16 protein-coding genes are annotated in these 16,661 nt (G+C 34.2%); 8 read left to right on the top strand and 8 right to left on the bottom strand.

What is annotated here, in order from left to right:
* The first annotated feature begins 26 nt into the window (after positions 1–26).
* Together AC0INN_RS13420 and AC0INN_RS13415 are read left to right on the top strand one after the other, a co-directional pair.
* Positions 27–776, top strand: coding sequence for an RDD family protein (locus tag AC0INN_RS13420; RefSeq protein ID WP_172284431.1), 750 nt, complete (start codon positions 27–29; stop codon positions 774–776).
* A gap of 92 nt (positions 777–868) precedes the next feature.
* Complete coding sequence (locus AC0INN_RS13415) at positions 869–1,159, top strand: GNAT family N-acetyltransferase (protein ID WP_172284432.1); 291 nt, start codon at positions 869–871, stop codon at positions 1,157–1,159.
* Here AC0INN_RS13415 and AC0INN_RS13410 read toward each other — a convergent pair.
* From AC0INN_RS13410 to smpB, 5 genes are all read right to left on the bottom strand, one after another.
* Positions 1,148–2,119, bottom strand: a complete 972-nt coding sequence (locus AC0INN_RS13410) for a glycosyltransferase family protein (RefSeq protein ID WP_273650565.1) — start codon at positions 2,117–2,119, stop codon at positions 1,148–1,150. The two genes, AC0INN_RS13415 and AC0INN_RS13410, sit on opposite strands and share 12 nt — an antisense overlap.
* Complete coding sequence (locus AC0INN_RS13405; RefSeq protein ID WP_273650564.1) at positions 2,116–2,943, bottom strand: UDP-2,3-diacylglucosamine diphosphatase; 828 nt, start codon at positions 2,941–2,943, stop codon at positions 2,116–2,118. The genes AC0INN_RS13410 and AC0INN_RS13405 overlap by 4 nt, the downstream gene beginning before the upstream one ends.
* Positions 2,944–3,001: 58 nt before the next feature.
* Positions 3,002–3,742, bottom strand: a complete 741-nt coding sequence (locus AC0INN_RS13400) for a YebC/PmpR family DNA-binding transcriptional regulator (protein WP_172284435.1) — start codon at positions 3,740–3,742, stop codon at positions 3,002–3,004.
* A 95-nt stretch (positions 3,743–3,837) separates the two neighbouring features.
* Positions 3,838–5,346 carry an OmpA family protein gene (locus tag AC0INN_RS13395; RefSeq protein WP_172284436.1) on the bottom strand — a complete coding sequence of 503 codons (1,509 nt, stop codon included), beginning with the start codon at positions 5,344–5,346 and terminating at the stop codon, positions 3,838–3,840.
* Between the two features lie 77 nt (positions 5,347–5,423).
* Positions 5,424–5,882 (bottom strand): SsrA-binding protein SmpB, encoded by a 459-nt coding sequence (gene smpB / locus AC0INN_RS13390; protein ID WP_172284446.1) that lies wholly within the window; start codon positions 5,880–5,882, stop codon positions 5,424–5,426.
* A gap of 119 nt (positions 5,883–6,001) precedes the next feature.
* Between smpB and AC0INN_RS13385 the strand changes: the two genes are divergently transcribed.
* Entirely contained in the window at positions 6,002–7,624 is a 1,623-nt protein-coding gene (locus tag AC0INN_RS13385; RefSeq protein WP_273650563.1) for an ABC-F family ATP-binding cassette domain-containing protein, read from the top strand.
* A gap of 72 nt (positions 7,625–7,696) precedes the next feature.
* Here the strand turns inward: AC0INN_RS13385 and AC0INN_RS13380 are convergent, their stop codons facing one another.
* From AC0INN_RS13380 to AC0INN_RS13370, 3 genes are all read right to left on the bottom strand, one after another.
* Entirely contained in the window at positions 7,697–8,509 is an 813-nt protein-coding gene (locus AC0INN_RS13380; protein ID WP_306613543.1) for a M48 family metallopeptidase, read from the bottom strand.
* A gap of 108 nt (positions 8,510–8,617) precedes the next feature.
* On the bottom strand, positions 8,618–9,436 hold the full coding sequence (locus AC0INN_RS13375) for a ferritin-like domain-containing protein (protein ID WP_172284452.1): 819 nt from the start codon (positions 9,434–9,436) through the stop codon (positions 8,618–8,620).
* A gap of 27 nt (positions 9,437–9,463) precedes the next feature.
* Positions 9,464–10,174 (bottom strand): ferritin-like domain-containing protein, encoded by a 711-nt coding sequence (locus AC0INN_RS13370; RefSeq protein WP_172284454.1) that lies wholly within the window; start codon positions 10,172–10,174, stop codon positions 9,464–9,466.
* Positions 10,175–10,436: 262 nt separating this feature from the next.
* Here AC0INN_RS13370 and recJ point away from each other — a divergent pair, with 262 nt between their 5' ends.
* The 5 genes from recJ (at position 10,437) to AC0INN_RS13345 (ending at position 16,609) form a co-directional block, all read left to right on the top strand.
* Positions 10,437–12,149, top strand: coding sequence for a single-stranded-DNA-specific exonuclease RecJ (recJ, locus tag AC0INN_RS13365; protein WP_172284456.1), 1,713 nt, complete (start codon positions 10,437–10,439; stop codon positions 12,147–12,149).
* A 57-nt stretch (positions 12,150–12,206) separates the two neighbouring features.
* On the top strand, positions 12,207–12,791 hold the full coding sequence (gene nadD, locus AC0INN_RS13360; RefSeq protein WP_306613567.1) for a nicotinate (nicotinamide) nucleotide adenylyltransferase: 585 nt from the start codon (positions 12,207–12,209) through the stop codon (positions 12,789–12,791).
* A 5-nt stretch (positions 12,792–12,796) separates the two neighbouring features.
* Positions 12,797–13,366, top strand: a complete 570-nt coding sequence (locus tag AC0INN_RS13355; RefSeq protein WP_306613539.1) for a hypothetical protein — start codon at positions 12,797–12,799, stop codon at positions 13,364–13,366.
* 241 nt (positions 13,367–13,607) lie between these two features.
* On the top strand, positions 13,608–13,949 hold the full coding sequence (locus AC0INN_RS13350; RefSeq protein ID WP_273650559.1) for a DUF3817 domain-containing protein: 342 nt from the start codon (positions 13,608–13,610) through the stop codon (positions 13,947–13,949).
* A gap of 404 nt (positions 13,950–14,353) precedes the next feature.
* A complete protein-coding gene (locus AC0INN_RS13345; protein ID WP_273650558.1) occupies positions 14,354–16,609 on the top strand; it encodes an outer membrane beta-barrel family protein in 2,256 nt (751 codons plus the stop codon).
* Positions 16,610–16,661 lie beyond the last annotated feature (52 nt).

Here is a 16,661-nt window from a genome sequence, read left to right as displayed (position 1 = left end):
ATCTAAAGGCTAAAATAATAAAAATTATGTCTCAAATTGCGATTAATACCTCACAAAATGTAAATATTAATTTCAACATTGCCAGTGTTGGAGAAAGAATGCTTGCATTTATTATAGATCTCCTGATCAAAGTCGCTTATGCAGTCGTTACTTTCTATGTATTTTTCAATTTTCTTGATTTGGGATATTTATTAAATGGCCTGGATCAATGGTCTCAGATGGCTATTTATATTGCCATCACATTTCCCATTTACATCTATCCTTTGGTTTTGGAAAGCTTAATGGAAGGGCAGACTCCCGGAAAAAAAGTAATGAAAATCCGTGTGGTAAAAATCGACGGATACCAGGCTGGTTTTGGAGATTATCTGATCCGTTGGGTATTCAGGATAATAGACACATCTTTTGCGGGTGTTATCGGATTAATTTCCATGATTGTTTCTAAAAATAATCAGCGCCTCGGGGATATCGCATCAGGCACAGCTGTTATTTCATTAAAAAATAGCATTAATATTTCTCATACTATCCTGGAAAACATACAGGAGGATTATGTTCCTTCATTCCCTCAGGTTATTGCATTAAGTGATAATGATATGAGAATTATTAAAGATAATTACACAAAGGCCCTAAGAGTAGATGACCGGCAAATCATCAGTAAGCTTTCCGACAAGATCAAGAATATTTTGAAACTGGAAGTTGATCCCGTAAAAATGACGGAAAGACAGTTTATCAATATTATCATCAAAGATTATAACTATTATACAGGAAAAGATAATTAGAATTTCTGTTTGGAATTATCTTTGTCCATAGATTACACTCGAATCCAAGTCGGTGCAGTTTTTGCACGTGATACAATACTAAGCTTTTAATTATGAAATTTGAAAACAATAAATCCGGAAACGGAGGAGTACTTACACTAAACAATGAACTTACAGAAATTGGCAGACTGACCTATACCATCTTCCCGGAAGAAAACAAATTCATTATATCCTTCGTTTTAGTGCATCCTGAATTTGAAGGCAGAGGAATGGGAAAATATCTCGTAGAAGAGGCCATCAGATTCGCAAGAGAAAACAATTGGAAAGTGTATCCTCATTGTTCTTATGCCAGATCAGTAATGATGAGAATGAATGATGTAGATGATATTTTTTTAAAGAATTAAAACCTCGTTTAACAGTATTTGTTCAATATCATCAGGGTAATCTACTTTAATGTGATGATCTGAAGCTACCCATTCCATTATTTCCCCAAGCTTTAATACTTTAGAATTGGGAATTCCCATCGTATCCAGAGCACAGGCATTGCACTCCTGCTCATATTGATTATGAATTGGAATAACAAACAACTTTTTATCCATAAAGAGAGCTTCAGCCGGAGCTTCAAAACCTGCATTACATAAAATACCATCACAATTTTCAAAACAGGTCAGGTATTCCTTTTCATCGATGGGGAATATTTCAACATTTTTTATTTTAAGTCTCACTTTGCTGTACTTGGAAAAAACCTTCCACTGCACAGGAATTTGTTTTAATACTTTAATAATATTTTCATCAGAAAAGCTTGGTAAATAAACCAGGTAGTATCCTTTTTTATCAGGATTAAGATTTCGTATTTTATGTCTTATGACCGGCTTCTTTATTTGTGGATGATAATTTTCAAAATGAAAACCAATCCTTCTTTCACTGGGTACATAATACTTCAAGATAAGTTCACCCAGGAAATCTCTTTTTTTAGGTTTTGGAGTTTCAGCAAAACTCATCGAAGCCTGATGACTAAGCTCAATCATCGGAAGATTCTTTAGCTTGCTTGCCCACCCCGTTAACGGTTCATAGTCATTAATGATGAGATCGTACTGCTTTAGTTCCAGATCATTGATTGTTTTTGCCGCCTCAATAAATTTATTTTCAGTAAATGTTTTTCGATAGGATAAACCACCTGTTTTGTTATAGAGTAAGGAAATCCCTTTATATTGAAAGTTAATGTCAAAATCAGCCTTTAATTGCGATTGATGACCACTGATTAAAGTATCAACCGAAGCATATTTTTTTAATATAGGAATGATCTCCTGAGCCCTTGCAACATGTCCGTTACCTGTGCCTTGAAACGCATATAAGATTTTCATTCAGAAAAGTTAGTTACAATTTTAAGAAGTTCGTTGGTATCAAGATCCTGAATTTCATCTGTTTCATCGTCCTGCAGCAAGTGTTTATGCTCATCATAGTAAAAGATCTTCCATTCTTTATCATGATACTCCAAAGCTGATAAGTTCTCTATCCAGTCTCCGGAATTAAGATAAGTGCAAGCGCCTTTTTTATTGTTAACCTTACGAATTTGAGGCTGATGGATGTGACCACATATGACAAAGTCGTAATGATTATCTATTGCAAGTTCAGAAGCCGTAAGTTCAAAGTCACCAATATACTTTACCGCCTTTTTTACGTTATTTTTGATTTTTTTGGAGAATGAGTATTTTTCCCTACCCATTTTTTCCAGGATCCAATTAACGACGTTATTGATCATGATTAGCAAATCATATCCTTTTCCGCCTAGTTTTGCGATCCATTTAGAATGTTGAACAGATGCATCAAATACATCACCATGAAAGATCCATGTTTTCTTTTTATCAATATCAAGACAGATTTTGTTGCAGACTTTAAGTTTACCTAATTCGAAATCGGTAAACTTTCGGAACATCTCGTCATGATTTCCGGTAATGTAATATACCTTGGTATTTTTTGTTGCAAATGAGAGAATCTTTTTAATTACCTTCAAATGAGGTTTAGGGAAGTAAGACTTTTTGAATTGCCAGATGTCAATGATATCACCATTCAAAACCAGAATTTTCGGTTGAATAGAATTCAGATATCTTAACAATTCTTTAGCCTTACATCCATAAGTTCCCAAATGCACATCCGAAATAACAACTAATTCAACGTTTCTTTTCATAGTTTTATGCAAAGAAACTAATTGAAAGTTAACTGTATATGAATGTTATATTATTTTTTTACAAAGAGTTCATGAGCTCCTCTGTAATTTCCATGTTATGATAAACATTTTGTACATCATCATCTTCCTCAAAGCGATCAAGCATTTTCATATTGGCTTTAAACTGCTCTTCAGTAACTTCTTTTGTATTGTTTGGAATTCTTTGAAGCTCTGCACTTTTAACTTCAATTTTTAGTTCATCTAATTTATGAGATAAAGAACCGAAATCTTCAAATGCAGTAGTAATCATTATTTCTTCATCATCTTTATCAATATCTTCTGCACCACCATCAATCATCTCCATTTCAAATTCATCCCAATCCATTTTTACCTGGCTTGGATCGATGTAAAAGATCCCTTTTCTATCGAAGATAAAGGCAAGTTCCCCGTTTTTCCCCAGGTTACCATCAAATTTATTAAAGACAGCTCTTACATTCGCTACCGTTCTTGTCGTATTATTTGTAGTACATTCTACAAAGAAAGCAACTCCTCCTTGTCCATACCCTTCGTATGTTACCTCTTCATAGTTTTCAGCATCAGCTCCACTTGCTTTTTTGATTGCTCTTTCTACGTTATCTTTCGGCATATTTGCACCTTTGGCATTCTGGATGCATCTTCTTAACGCCGGATTTGATTCCGGGTCTGCTCCACCTGCTTTTACTGCTAACGCTATATCTTTACCAATTTTAGAGAAAGTCTTGGCCATTTTATCCCAACGCGCCATTTTCGAAGCTTTTCTATATTCAAACGCTCTTCCCATTTTTATTTTTAAATTTTGAACAAAATTACTTAAAAGTCAACGAAAAAAAAATACCTCCAAAAAATTTGGAGGTATTAATTATTTAGAAAAATTAATTATTTTTTCTTTTTAGCAGCAGCTTTTTTAGCTGGAGCTTTTTTCTTAGCTGTAGATTTTTTCTTAGCTACTGCTTTCTTAGCAGGTGCATCAGCGTAATCTTTCTTAGCGATTGAATTCCATTGAGCATCATCTTCGATAGCAGTTACAACTACTTTTCTATCAGCTTGTCTTTCAGCATCAGAAGCTGTTGCAGGAACTGTAGCTTTAGCTTTACCAACACCTACAGATTTAAGTGCGTTAGCATCTACTCCTCTTGCATCTAAAGCAGCAACTACAGAAGCAGCTCTTTCTCTAGATAATTTCAAGTTGTAAACTTCAGAACCTTTAGCATCTGTTCTTCCTTCTAATAGATAGTGACCTCCATCTTTCTTAATGATATCAGCTGCTCTATCTAACGCTGGCTTAGACTCAGCTTTGATTGAAGACTTGTTGAAATCGAAATAAACATTTCTGAATTCGTTTTCTACTTCAGTTGCAGTTTGTTTTTTAGGCTTAGGACATCCGTTGTATTCTGGTAATCCAGGAACTGTAGGACAAGCATCATCTTTATCAAGGATACCGTCACCATCTGTATCTGGCCAAGGACAACCGTTGTTTTCAGCTGGACCTGCTACTGTAGGACAAGCATCATCTTTGTCGATAACACCGTCACCATCTGTATCTGGCCAAGGACAACCGTTGTTTTCAACTGGTCCTGCTACATCTGGACATTGATCGTCTTTATCTGGAACTCCATCACCGTCAGTATCAGGACATCCTTGGAATTCTGGTAAACCTGGAGTATCAGGACAAAGATCGTCTTTATCTAAGATACCATCTTTATCTCTATCTCTGTTACCAAATCTAAAGTTCAAAGATGCAGAAGCTTGCCAGAAGTTTGCAACTGTAGATTTATCACCTGGAGTTGAAACATAATCTCCTTGAACACCTAAACCGAAGTTTTTAGTTACCCAGAAGTTGATACCTGCACCAGTAGAAACTGTAAAGAAGTTAGCTTTACCATTTTCATTACCGTTATCCCCGTTACTGATAACATAACCGTTAGCGTCAGTTCTTGGGAAAGTTAATGCAGTATAATCATGTCTTAAATAGTTCGCACCTACTCTTAAGTATGGATCAAACCAAGACTCCTCGTTCCATAAAAGACCCGCTGCCTTAGCTTGGAAACCAAGACCAGTCATTAGGAAAAATTCTTTCCCGCTGTTGAATCTCTTATTGTCAACGTTCCCTACTGAAGTCTGCCAGTCGATTACTAAACCTTTACCGATATTTCTTGCTACAGTAAGTTTAGATAATGGAGGCGTAATAGAGAAGTTGTTCATATTGAACAAAGTCTTTGTTAAATTTCTTGCAGCAAAAGTATTACTGAAGTTGTTTCTCTGAGCTGTATGATTTTCCGCATGAGCACCAACTCCGATCATCCACGGATTGTTGGTAGTCTGTGCGAATACAGTAGAAGCAACAGTAAGTGCCAATGCTGAAATTCCTAATTTTAGATTTTTCATAGAATTAAATGATTAAATAATTGATATTGCAAAATAAATATAATTTTTCTTTATATACAAAGTTTTTTGAATGATTTTTAACTTTTCTTTAATATTCTATCCAGGGTTCGTTTATTTTCTCTATCTTTTATCGCTTCCCTTTTATCAAAAAGCTTTTTCCCTCTTGCAAGGGCTATTAAGACCTTAGCTTTTCCCTTATCCGTAATATATAACTTCAAAGGTATAATTGTGTTCCCTGCATCTTTTAACTTTTTCTCGAATTTTTGTAATTCTTTTTTGTGCAAGAGCAATTTCCGTTCCCTTTTTGTTTTATGATTGTAAAAAGTGCCTAATTTGTATTCATCAATCATCATGTTAATGATGTACAACTCCCCATCAATAAACTGACAGAAGGATTCTGCAATGGATGCTTTTGAAGAACGTAAAGATTTTATTTCTGTGCCTGTTAAAACCATTCCAGCTTCAATTTCTTCAATGATTTCGTATTCAAAACGGGCTCTTCTGTTTAATATGTTAACTGTTTTCTCGATCTTCATTATATTAAAATTTCTTTATGAAATATACAAAAATACCTTTCATTTAAAAACTTGACTATTACATTATTATAAATTACCCAAATTCTTTTCGTATTTTTGCGCCAAATTTACAAAACTATATGTTAACAGTATCTAACTTATCTTTACAATTCGGGAAAAGAGTTCTTTTTGACGAGGTAAACATTATGTTTACTAAAGGAAATTGTTATGGGATTATCGGAGCTAATGGTGCAGGAAAATCAACATTCCTTAAAATACTAACCGGAAAACAAGACCCAACCACAGGAAGTGTATCATTAGAGCCTGGAAAAAGAATGTCTGTTTTAGAGCAGGATCACTTTGCATACGACCAATATAATGTCCTTGAAACAGTATTAAGAGGTAACAAAAAGTTATTCGAGATAAAAGCGGAAATGGATGCGTTATACGCAAAAGAAGATTTCTCTGATGAAGATGGTATCAAAGCTGGAGAGCTTGGTGTTATCTATGATGAAATGGGAGGATGGAATTCAGAATCTGATGCGCAAACAATGCTTTCTAACGTAGGAATCAAGGATGATATGCATTGGCAGATGATGAGTGAACTAGAAAACAAAGACAAAGTAAAAGTTCTTTTAGCTCAGGCATTATTTGGAAATCCTGATGTTTTAATTCTCGATGAGCCTACCAATGACCTTGACATCGACACTATCGCATGGCTTGAAAATTTCCTGGCTGATTATGAAAACACCGTTATTGTTGTTTCTCACGACCGTCACTTCTTAGACACCGTATGTACGCACATCGGAGATTTAGACTATGCAAAACTTAATCTTTATACCGGTAACTATTCTTTCTGGTATCAGGCGTCTCAGTTGGCAACAAGACAGAGAGCTCAGGCAAATAAAAAAGCAGAGGAAAAGAAGAAGGAACTTCAGGATTTCATCGCAAGATTCAGTTCAAACGTAGCAAAAGCAAAACAAGCTACAGCAAGAAAGAAAATGATTGACAAACTGAATATTGATGATATCAAACCTTCTTCCAGAAGATATCCTGCGATTATTTTTGAAATGGAAAGAGAAGCAGGAGATCAGATTCTTGAAGTAAAAAGTCTTGAAAAATCTAAAGATGGAGAACTTCTTTTTTCTGATATTAACTTAAACCTTAAAAAAGGAGATAAAGTTGCAGTTCTTTCAAAAAATTCATTGGCTATAACTGAGTTTTTCCAGGTATTGGCTGGGGAATCACAACCAGACAAAGGAACATTCAATTGGGGAATTACTACTTCTCAATCTTATATGCCTCTCGATAATACTGACTTTTTCCAGGAAGACATCAACTTAGTTGACTGGTTAAGACAGTTCACTAAAAATGATGAGGAACGCCATGAGGAATTTGTAAGAGGATTCCTTGGAAGAATGCTATTCTCCGGTGACGAAGCTTTGAAATCTTGTAAAGTGCTTTCAGGAGGTGAGAAAATGAGATGTATGTTTAGTAGAATGATGCTTCAGAAAGCCAATATTCTATTGTTAGATGAACCTACCAACCACTTAGATCTGGAAAGTATTACAACATTGAACAACTCTTTATCTAATTTCAAAGGAAATCTTTTACTGGCGTCTCATGACCACGAAATGCTTCAAACAGTCTGTAACAGAATCATTGAATTAACTCCTAACGGAATTATCGATAGAGAGATGAGTTATGATGATTATCTTGCGGATAAAAAAGTAAAAGAATTAAGAGAAAAAATGTATTCTTAATTGATCAAGGCAAATTGAAAATAAATAAAAAGTCCTCAAATAAATTGAGGATTTTTTATTTTCAGGTATTTACTATTTAGTAAGTTTAGTTGTTGGTAACGTGACAGTTCCAGGATCTTTCCATAGACCATCCTTTTCTGCTCTTTTCTTAATATTCTGAGCGCGCTTTTCACTATCTGGATGGGAATTAAACATTTTTTGAAAACCGGATTGTGTACTTCCTTCGGAAAGCAAAGCCAACTTTTTAAATGCTGTATATTCTGCTACGACATTATACTTATTCGTTTTCATAAAATCGTATGAGTATACATCTGCTTCAGATTCCTGTTTTTTACTGTGTGAAGCATCCATAAATGCATTAGCCATCTTCCCTATCTGGCTGTCATTTAATGTAGCTACCGCAGAGGATGCTGAAGATGCAGCATCTAATGCCGCAGCCTTTAAATAAGCCGATTTAATAGCGTCTTTAGTATCGTGATTTTTAACATGACCGATTTCATGTCCGATTACCGCCAGCAGTTCATCATCTGTCATTATATCCATTAATGAGGAAAACACGCGAACGCTTCCGTCTGCACAGGCAAAAGCATTAATGTCTTTTACTTTATACACTTTGTAATTAAGATTAAGACCATCTTGTGATTTATGTTTACCGAAAAGTTTATTCAGTCTGATGGTGTATGGGTCTTTAGGGCCGGCTACAGGATTATTTTTATCCATCCATTCTACAGATTCTTTAGATAACTTTACAGCATCTTCATTGGTAAAAGTGAGCGCCTTCGCTCCTTTAGAAGCAACCTCTGTAATTTTTCCTAAACTAATTTTTTGTCCCTGAAATGCGTGAACAGCTCCCAGTAAGCATACGCTTAAAACAATTCTTTTCATATTAATTTTATTTTCCTTTTGGCCGGCGAATATATGATTTTTTTCAACAAAAAAATCCTTTTCTGAAAAATTTCAGAAAAGGATCCACACCTAATATTAAGAAATCACCTACACAATAAATAAAGATGCAATTGCTGTTGCATCACTACCACTTAAAATTTCATCGTAAGCAGCAGAACCTGCTGCAGCTCCAAATGCAGTTGAAGTATTGTATCCGGCTTGATTTGTATTATCCTCACCCGCGTACACAGGGTTTGTTGCAGACGGCATGTTTCCTCCGTTGGCCAGTTCAATCCACCCTTTATTTCCTCTCATTCTTCTTACTTGCGAAGCATGTCTGGCTTCTACAGAGTGAATTTGTAAAGCAGCTTGTAATACTACTTTATTAGACATTACATTTCCTGCCTGTCCCTTATAGGCTCTAACGCCCGTATCTTCAAAGGCTTGCGCCAGAACAAGAAACTGATTATAATCTGTAAACGGAGTAAAATTACCTCCCGCCGTAAAGTCAAAAGTAGGTTTCGATGCGGGTGTAACTCCCAAAGAGGTCAATGTACTTTTCAAGAAACCAACATGTGCAGACTCATGTTTAGAAATTTGCATAAAAACGGTACGGTCAGCATTAGGAATTAAACTTGCTGTAGATAGTCCAATACTGTAATATTCATTTTCTAAGTATTCCAGCGTCAGGGCAAGTTGTAACGCATCGGTTAAAGCACTCTTTAAAAAGCTTCCTGTAACTGGTGTTGTATTTCGGTTTTCAGCTTTCGCCGGAGTTGACATTGCGACTCCTAAGCCCAGAGGAACAGAAGCAATAGCTGCTTTTTTTCCAAATGCTGAAAGATTTGTAATGGTCTCTAATCTTGATGCTTCTGTTGTAAAGAATTTATCATCAGAAAATCTATCTAGTAATTTAAGAATGTTCATAATAGTACGTTTTTAAAAGTAAATAATTTAGTTAATGCCTCTTTCTTTCCAGGTAAAAGGTGTCTTTATAAATCCTCCTGCAGCCATTACAACATCTTTTGGCTCTTTTGCCACATCCAATCCATTGGCATCAATCACATCATCCCCTGAAAAATCAGCAGATCCGGGATTGATAAGATTTCTGATCGCAGAAGCATGTCTTGCTTCCACAGAAACTATTTTCCCTGCAATTACTAAATAATTAGGATCCGTAATATACTTTCCTGCTGCATTATACGCAGCAACACCTGTATCTTCCAAAGCCTTAGCAGTAGCTAATACTGAACTTCTGTTATTAAAATTCACACCCGGATATTGAAATTCAAGCTTTGGCAGTACATTAGCAGTAACTCCTGATATTGCAGCTTTAAAGAAATCCCGATGGATTAATTCGTGATGATAGAGGTCAGTAAATAATTCTTTTTCAATGGTTGAAATACCTGAATAAAAACTGTTAACAACTTTAGTATAGAAATCTGCTTCGAGCTGCTCAAGAGCATAAGCATAATTCAATACCCCGACATCGCCTTTACCAAGGTCGAATACCTGGTCGTCTGTCATTTGAAAATCATCATTATCATCACAGCCTACTAATGCAAGACCTGCCATGGCAAGTCCAATGCCGCCGAGTTTTAAGAAATTTCTTCTACCGGTATCCAGTGTGGCTCCCTGGCTAGAAACATTAATCGTCTTTTTCATAATATTAATTTTTAAAGTGTTTAGTTATTTAATATCATTTACGACAATCAATTATCTTTGGATTTACAAAATCAAAAAAAATGTTAACTTTTCTCTAAAACTTTTCCAAATAACCTATTGAACATCTAAAAAGCGACTCGATAAATATTAATAACAAATCAGAATTGAAAGGTCTTTAACGTCACTTAAAATCTTTGTTTTATATTATTATATTAACAGTTCATCATTCCTTTTTAAAATATATTTTCCCTATTTTTGTGAAATGAGTCAAAAATGGATTTACAGACCTGAACCCGATGAGGAAGTTGTAGACAGATTAAGTTCGTCACTTGGTTTCGGAACTTTTGAATCTAAACTTCTCGTTCTTAGAGGAATTGACAATTATCAAAAGGCAAGAGAATTTTTTAAGCCCAATCTCACTGATATACATAGTCCGTTTTTAATGGCTGATATGCAAAAGGCTGTAGAGCGTATTGCAACAGCTATTGAGAATGGTGAAAAAATATTGGTTTATGGAGATTATGATGTAGATGGAACAACTGCTGTTGCGCTGATGTATTTATACCTCAGCAAAATAGTTCAGAAAAAATATCTTGATTATTATATTCCGGACAGAAACTCTGAGGGATACGGTATTTCAACAGAAGGGATAGATTTTGCAAAGGAGAATGGATTTTCTTTGATTATAGCTCTGGATTGTGGGATCAAAGCAATTGATATGATTAATTATGCGCAGAATTTAGGCGTTGATTTTATTATTTGTGACCACCACTTACCAGGAGAAGAAATTCCTAATGCAGTTGCCGTATTAGATCCTAAAAGAAGTGATTGCAGATATCCTTTCAAAGAGCTTTCAGGGTGCGGAGTTGGCTTTAAATTATGCCAGGGTCTAAATACAATCTACAAAATACCGGATTCGGAGCTGTTTGAATTAACCGATTTGCTTGCAATTTCTATTGCTGCAGATATTGTCTCAATGACCGGAGAAAACAGGGTTCTGGCCAAAATGGGTTTAAAAACCCTTCGAAAAACAAGAAATTTAGGATTAAGACTCTTAATTCCCGAAGATAAACTTTCTCATTTTGAAATTTCAAACATTGTTTTTGAAATTGCTCCAAAGATCAATGCTGCCGGTAGAATTTCTCATGGAAAAGCAGCTGTAGAACTTATGGTTTCAGATAATCTGAAACATGCGCATCAGATTGTAAGTGACATTATGGGACTTAATGATGAAAGACGGGAACTCGATATGAACTCGACGCTTTCGGCACTTAATCAAATCATTGAATCGCAACAGGAAACCAATCTGACAACGATTGTTTACCACCCTGAGTGGAATAAAGGTGTTATCGGAATCGTAGCATCCAGACTCATTGAGACTTATTACAAACCCACTTTGGTTTTTACAGATGGTAACAACGGAGAAATGGTTGCTTCCGCAAGATCAGTTTCTGATTTCGATGTTCATGAGGCGTTGGATATGTGCTCAGAGTACTTTTTGAAATTTGGAGGACATCATGCTGCAGCGGGACTTTCAATGGAAAAATCTAAATTCGAGGCATTTAAGGAAAAATTCGAAAAGGTGGTCGCTGAAAAGATTCAGGAACACCAGAAAGAATCATCGATCATTATAGATTCTGAAATAGAAATTGATGATATCAACCGCGAGTTTATAAATTTCCATAGAAAACTTGCACCCTTTGGTCCACATAATATGAAACCCATCCTCACTTTAAGGAACCAGAAATTATCCGGTTATATAAAAACAATGGGGAAAGATAATAACCACGTGAAATTTTATATTAAGCAGGAATCCACCGGTAGAAATATAGAATGCGTTGGTTTTAAATTAGGGCAATTCTCTGAAGACTTCAGAAATAAGCATTTCGATCTCGCATTTACTCTGGAAGAAAATCACTGGAAAGGAAATGTAACACACTACCTGAATATAAAGGATGTGAAGTTTAGGGACTAAGGATAAAATACAACTTTAACGCTATACTTTGCATCTCATATACACCTGCAAATGAAAATGAAAAAAATCGGTTTATTCTTCGGATCTTTCAATCCTATACATATTGGACATCTTATTCTTGCGAATTATATTCTGGAAAATTCAAATATGGAAGAATTATGGTTTGTTGTAAGTCCTCAAAACCCTTTTAAGGATAAAAAATCATTGCTTAAAGATCATAATCGACTGGATATGGTACAGGCAGCTATTAAAAATTACCCGAACATGAGGGCTTCCAATGTGGAGTTTTCTTTACCCAGGCCAAGTTATACTATTGACACTCTGACGTATCTCAATGAAAAATACCCTAATCATTCATTCAGCTTGATTATGGGAGAGGACAATTTGGAGGGCCTGCATAAATGGAAAAATTCCGAAACTTTATTAAAGAATCACCATATTATTGTTTATCCACGAATTTTTGAAGGCGAGAAAAAAGATTCTGAGTATGTACAACACGAAAATATTTCTTTTATCAAAGCCCCTGTCATTGAAATTTCTGCAACCGAAATTCGCCATATGATCAAGGAAGGTAAAAATGTGCGTCCTATGCTCCCTCCTGAGGTTTTTGAATATTTGGATGGTAGTAGTTTTTATAAGTAACAAATATGAAATTTTATATCTTTTTTTTCATTTTTCTCACTCAAGCCTTTTTATTTGGTCAAGATACATCTACTAAAATAGCAGATTCTTTACGAAAGGAAAAAGAGATAGAATACATAAAAAGATTTCAAGAAAGGCAAAAATATTATAATGAACAATGTAGTAATGATTCAATTAAAGCAGTTGAAGATTCAAAGATTGAAAATAAATATTTTACATACCTTATCGCACCAGGTGGAGATGATTTTCCAGCAAAGAAAGAGATCGAACAAGCTTTAAAAAAGCACAATATTATTTGGGGAGGAGCTTTTATGGGAAGCGACATACCAGCACATTACACCAGTAATTTATGTTATCATCGATATATGAATTACTTTACAGAAAAAAAATTTGGTAAAGATCTTATCGAGGACATTGTAAAACAATCACTTTTAGATCATGTGAATAAAAATCCTTCTATAATTTTTGAATATAATGATAATTTAAATTGGATCTATAAAGGAGATCCTAAATTAGCTGATATTTTACTCAATACCTTTTTTTCAAAAATTTCATGTATCCAAAAGGATACATAGATTCTTCACAAAAGAATCAATCTTTTACTAAAGTTATGTTATATGTAGATGAGAATGACGATACTTTAAAAGTGGAAAGCTTTGATCATCATATAATAAATCGATACAATAAGCAGTTTATTCCTTACTTTGAAAAAAAGATTAAGAGTTTTATAAAATCTAGTAAATTTGTCCTCTCAAAACGAGCCATTCTGTATAATGGTATTAAATATTCTTTTAAAATTTATTATAAGTAATCGAAATGAATTTCATCGAAAAATTTTTCTCAAAATATCCCCAGGAAAAAATCATTAAATGGTTCAAGCAAATCTGTGTAGCTGAAGCAGTTTCCTGTTTTTTACTTTATGGGGTTGCCATGATCTGGAAGAGATATGATGACGAAGGATTGCTTCCCACAATTTTTATTATTGTCATCGGAAACATTCATGGTCTTTTTTTTACTGTATATCTTTTACTTTGTATTCCGGTGAGAAAAATATTCAAATGGGATGACGAAGATTTTGTTTTTGCCCTACTCTCGGCATTTTTCCCATTTGCCACAATATGGGTAGATAAAAAATTAGCCCGTTTCGACAGAGAATAAATCGGTTCTCCACTGAATATACAATATATTAAAAAGGACTGATAAGTCCTTTTTTTATTTATCTACATTGCATTCCTATACATATCTATCACATCACTTTTAATTGAGTAATAATCAACATCGAAATATAACTGAGACAGAAACTTTTTTAAGTCTCTTTTATGTTAATTTTTCCTAATTGCCGATTATGATGTAACAACTTTAGAACTTAAGTTGTCTAAATAATTGAAACATCTTAATCTGTAAAATTTTTAATTTAAAATTTACATCCTGAAAATCAATAAGTTAATAATAAGTCAAAAACATTTTAAGTACTTTGTATTGCATAATACTAAATTTATTATATATCTTTGTAATGTTAAATAATAACAAATACAAGCTATTAACAAACTAAAAATAAAATCATGAAAACGCCACTTCTCATTTCAGCTTTATTTTTCAGCGGATTTATTTTTGCCCAACAAAAATCTGATACTTTAAAAACTAAAAATATAGAGGGTATAACTTTAAAGAAACAGGTCTTCAGAAAACAAAGCGACCGTTTTATTTATGATGTTGCATCATCCCCTATTGCGAAAGGAACAAACTCTTTCAATCTGCTAAAACAAACTCCTATGATTTCCAGCATTGACGGAAAATCGTTAAAAATTATGGGAAAGTCAGAGGTTGTTATCTACATCAATAATAAAAAGACCAACATGGATTCTGAATCATTAATTGAAATGCTAAAAAATACGCCTTCAGAGGATATTCAGAAAATTGAGGTAATTACAGTCCCTGGCAGTGAATTTCAGGTTGAATCCAACGAGGGAGTTATCAATATTGTGATGAAAAAGAAGAGGAATAATGGTTATAATGGAACTTTGAAAATGCAAAATGAACAAAGTTATTATAACAATCCTTCAGCCGGAGTTTCTTTTAATTTCAGACAGAATAAATTTGCTGTAAACACCAATTTCAATACAGGAAGCTGGACAGAAAGAGAAAAATACAGGTTGTCAAACGGAGATTCCACATTTAAAAATGAATCTTTTGGATTTAATGATGATCCAAACAAAAATTTTGGAGGAAGCGTAAATATTGATTATGAAATCGATAAAAAACAGAACCTCAGCTTCACTTATAATATGAGGTATAATAAGAGCTTTAACTCAATCTTAGATATCACAAATATTCAGAACGGAGTTTTAAAAAACAGAACCGTAAATGATGAAGACGCACAAAGAAGAAACCATTCTTTCAATTTAAATTATGAAATAAAAACGGATACATTAGGTAGTAAACTAACTTCCAATATTTCATATTTGTGGTTCAACAGGGATAAATACAGTATTAACGAAACCTTTCCATTTGTAACTGACAAGGATAACAAATATGGAGCGTTTAAACAATGGGTTCCCCAAATCATCAATAATTATGCTGCTAATATCGACTACCTTAAAAAAACAAAATCTGGAGATTCATGGTTGATGGGAGTAAGCTATAACAATACGAAAACAGATAACGATACAAGACAGGATATTTATACTGCTAATGGTTTTGTAAATGACTACGATCAAACAAATTATTTTATTTATAAGGAAAACATCTTAGGAGCATACATCACTTATGAAAGGAAATTAAACGAAAAATTGTCCGGTAAAATAGGAACCCGTTATGAAATGACTAAAAGCAGCGGAGAGATTCTGGGAAAAACCAGCTTCGACAGAAATTATAACAACCTGTTGCCGTATGTTAATATCAACTATGCAATTAATGAAGATAATAACATAAGCTACACTTTCTCAAGCCGGATCAGAAGACCAAGATTCTGGGAACTGAATCCATCAAGAACTTACTTTACACCGGATAATTATACTCAGAATAATCCTTTTGTATTAGCTTCTAAACATTACAATCAGGAAATTAACTATATGTTTAAGAATGCATTTTACGCAAATTTAAGCTTTAACTATGTAGAGGATGCTTCTAATCAGGTGCCATTACAAGGAACAGTCACCAAACCGGAAAAGGACAAAAATGGTCAGATCATTCTGGATGAAAATGGAAATCCTAAAATGGTTACGACTAAATTTCTAAGATATATCAGAACGAATTATGGTAATAACAAACAGCTGGGTCTTACTCTGGGAATGAATAAATCATGGATCAAAGAAATCTGGACAACCAATTACTCAGTTAATTTAGCTTATGTAATGTATTCAGGGACAGTAAGTGAAGATCCGACATCTGTTCAAATACCAGGACAAACAGAAGTTCTTGCCCCGTATATCGTTGATGTGAAAAATTTCAATTTTTCAGCACAGTTTAATAATACCATCCGCTTATCTGCCAAAAAAGACTGGTTCCTGGGAATCAATTATTTCTTTGCAAGCAAAAGTAAAATGGAAATCGGAGAAATGGGTATCAGACAGAGTCTTGACCTGAGTGTCAAAAAGATCATGGGTAACTGGACTTTTGTAGCAGAATTATATGATGTGTTTAACCAAAACTTCAATAAAATCAATGGTGTCCAGCCTAATGGCAGCTATAATAATGTGACCAATTTTGGTTATCCAAGAATATTGAATATCGGGGTCACTTATAACTTCGGAAACCAGAAACTGCAAAAAGCAAGGGAAATAAAATCAGCAAATGATGCTGTAAAATCGAGAACTTAATTAACTAACCTATTACAGCTTTAGATCAAATACATAAGAGTCCAAAGCTGCA

Source organism: Chryseobacterium subflavum (assembly GCF_055762745.1).
This window is presented reverse-complemented; position numbering and strand designations above follow the sequence as displayed.

Excerpts from the sequence above, each read along its gene's own strand:
- AC0INN_RS13420 (WP_172284431.1), top strand. The coding sequence starts at position 27 with ATGTCTCAAATTGCGATTAATACCTCACAAAATGTAAATATTAATTTC.
- AC0INN_RS13415 (WP_172284432.1), top strand. The coding sequence starts at position 869 with ATGAAATTTGAAAACAATAAATCCGGAAACGGAGGAGTACTTACACTA.
- AC0INN_RS13410 (WP_273650565.1), bottom strand. The coding sequence starts at position 2,119 with ATGAAAATCTTATATGCGTTTCAAGGCACAGGTAACGGACATGTTGCA.
- AC0INN_RS13405 (WP_273650564.1), bottom strand. The coding sequence starts at position 2,943 with ATGAAAAGAAACGTTGAATTAGTTGTTATTTCGGATGTGCATTTGGGA.
- AC0INN_RS13400 (WP_172284435.1), bottom strand. The coding sequence starts at position 3,742 with ATGGGAAGAGCGTTTGAATATAGAAAAGCTTCGAAAATGGCGCGTTGG.
- AC0INN_RS13395 (WP_172284436.1), bottom strand. The coding sequence starts at position 5,346 with ATGAAAAATCTAAAATTAGGAATTTCAGCATTGGCACTTACTGTTGCT.
- smpB (WP_172284446.1), bottom strand. The coding sequence starts at position 5,882 with ATGAAGATCGAGAAAACAGTTAACATATTAAACAGAAGAGCCCGTTTT.
- AC0INN_RS13385 (WP_273650563.1), top strand. The coding sequence starts at position 6,002 with ATGTTAACAGTATCTAACTTATCTTTACAATTCGGGAAAAGAGTTCTT.
- AC0INN_RS13380 (WP_306613543.1), bottom strand. The coding sequence starts at position 8,509 with ATGAAAAGAATTGTTTTAAGCGTATGCTTACTGGGAGCTGTTCACGCA.
- AC0INN_RS13375 (WP_172284452.1), bottom strand. The coding sequence starts at position 9,436 with ATGAACATTCTTAAATTACTAGATAGATTTTCTGATGATAAATTCTTT.
- AC0INN_RS13370 (WP_172284454.1), bottom strand. The coding sequence starts at position 10,174 with ATGAAAAAGACGATTAATGTTTCTAGCCAGGGAGCCACACTGGATACC.
- recJ (WP_172284456.1), top strand. The coding sequence starts at position 10,437 with ATGAGTCAAAAATGGATTTACAGACCTGAACCCGATGAGGAAGTTGTA.
- nadD (WP_306613567.1), top strand. The coding sequence starts at position 12,207 with ATGAAAAAAATCGGTTTATTCTTCGGATCTTTCAATCCTATACATATT.
- AC0INN_RS13355 (WP_306613539.1), top strand. The coding sequence starts at position 12,797 with ATGAAATTTTATATCTTTTTTTTCATTTTTCTCACTCAAGCCTTTTTA.
- AC0INN_RS13350 (WP_273650559.1), top strand. The coding sequence starts at position 13,608 with ATGAATTTCATCGAAAAATTTTTCTCAAAATATCCCCAGGAAAAAATC.
- AC0INN_RS13345 (WP_273650558.1), top strand. The coding sequence starts at position 14,354 with ATGAAAACGCCACTTCTCATTTCAGCTTTATTTTTCAGCGGATTTATT.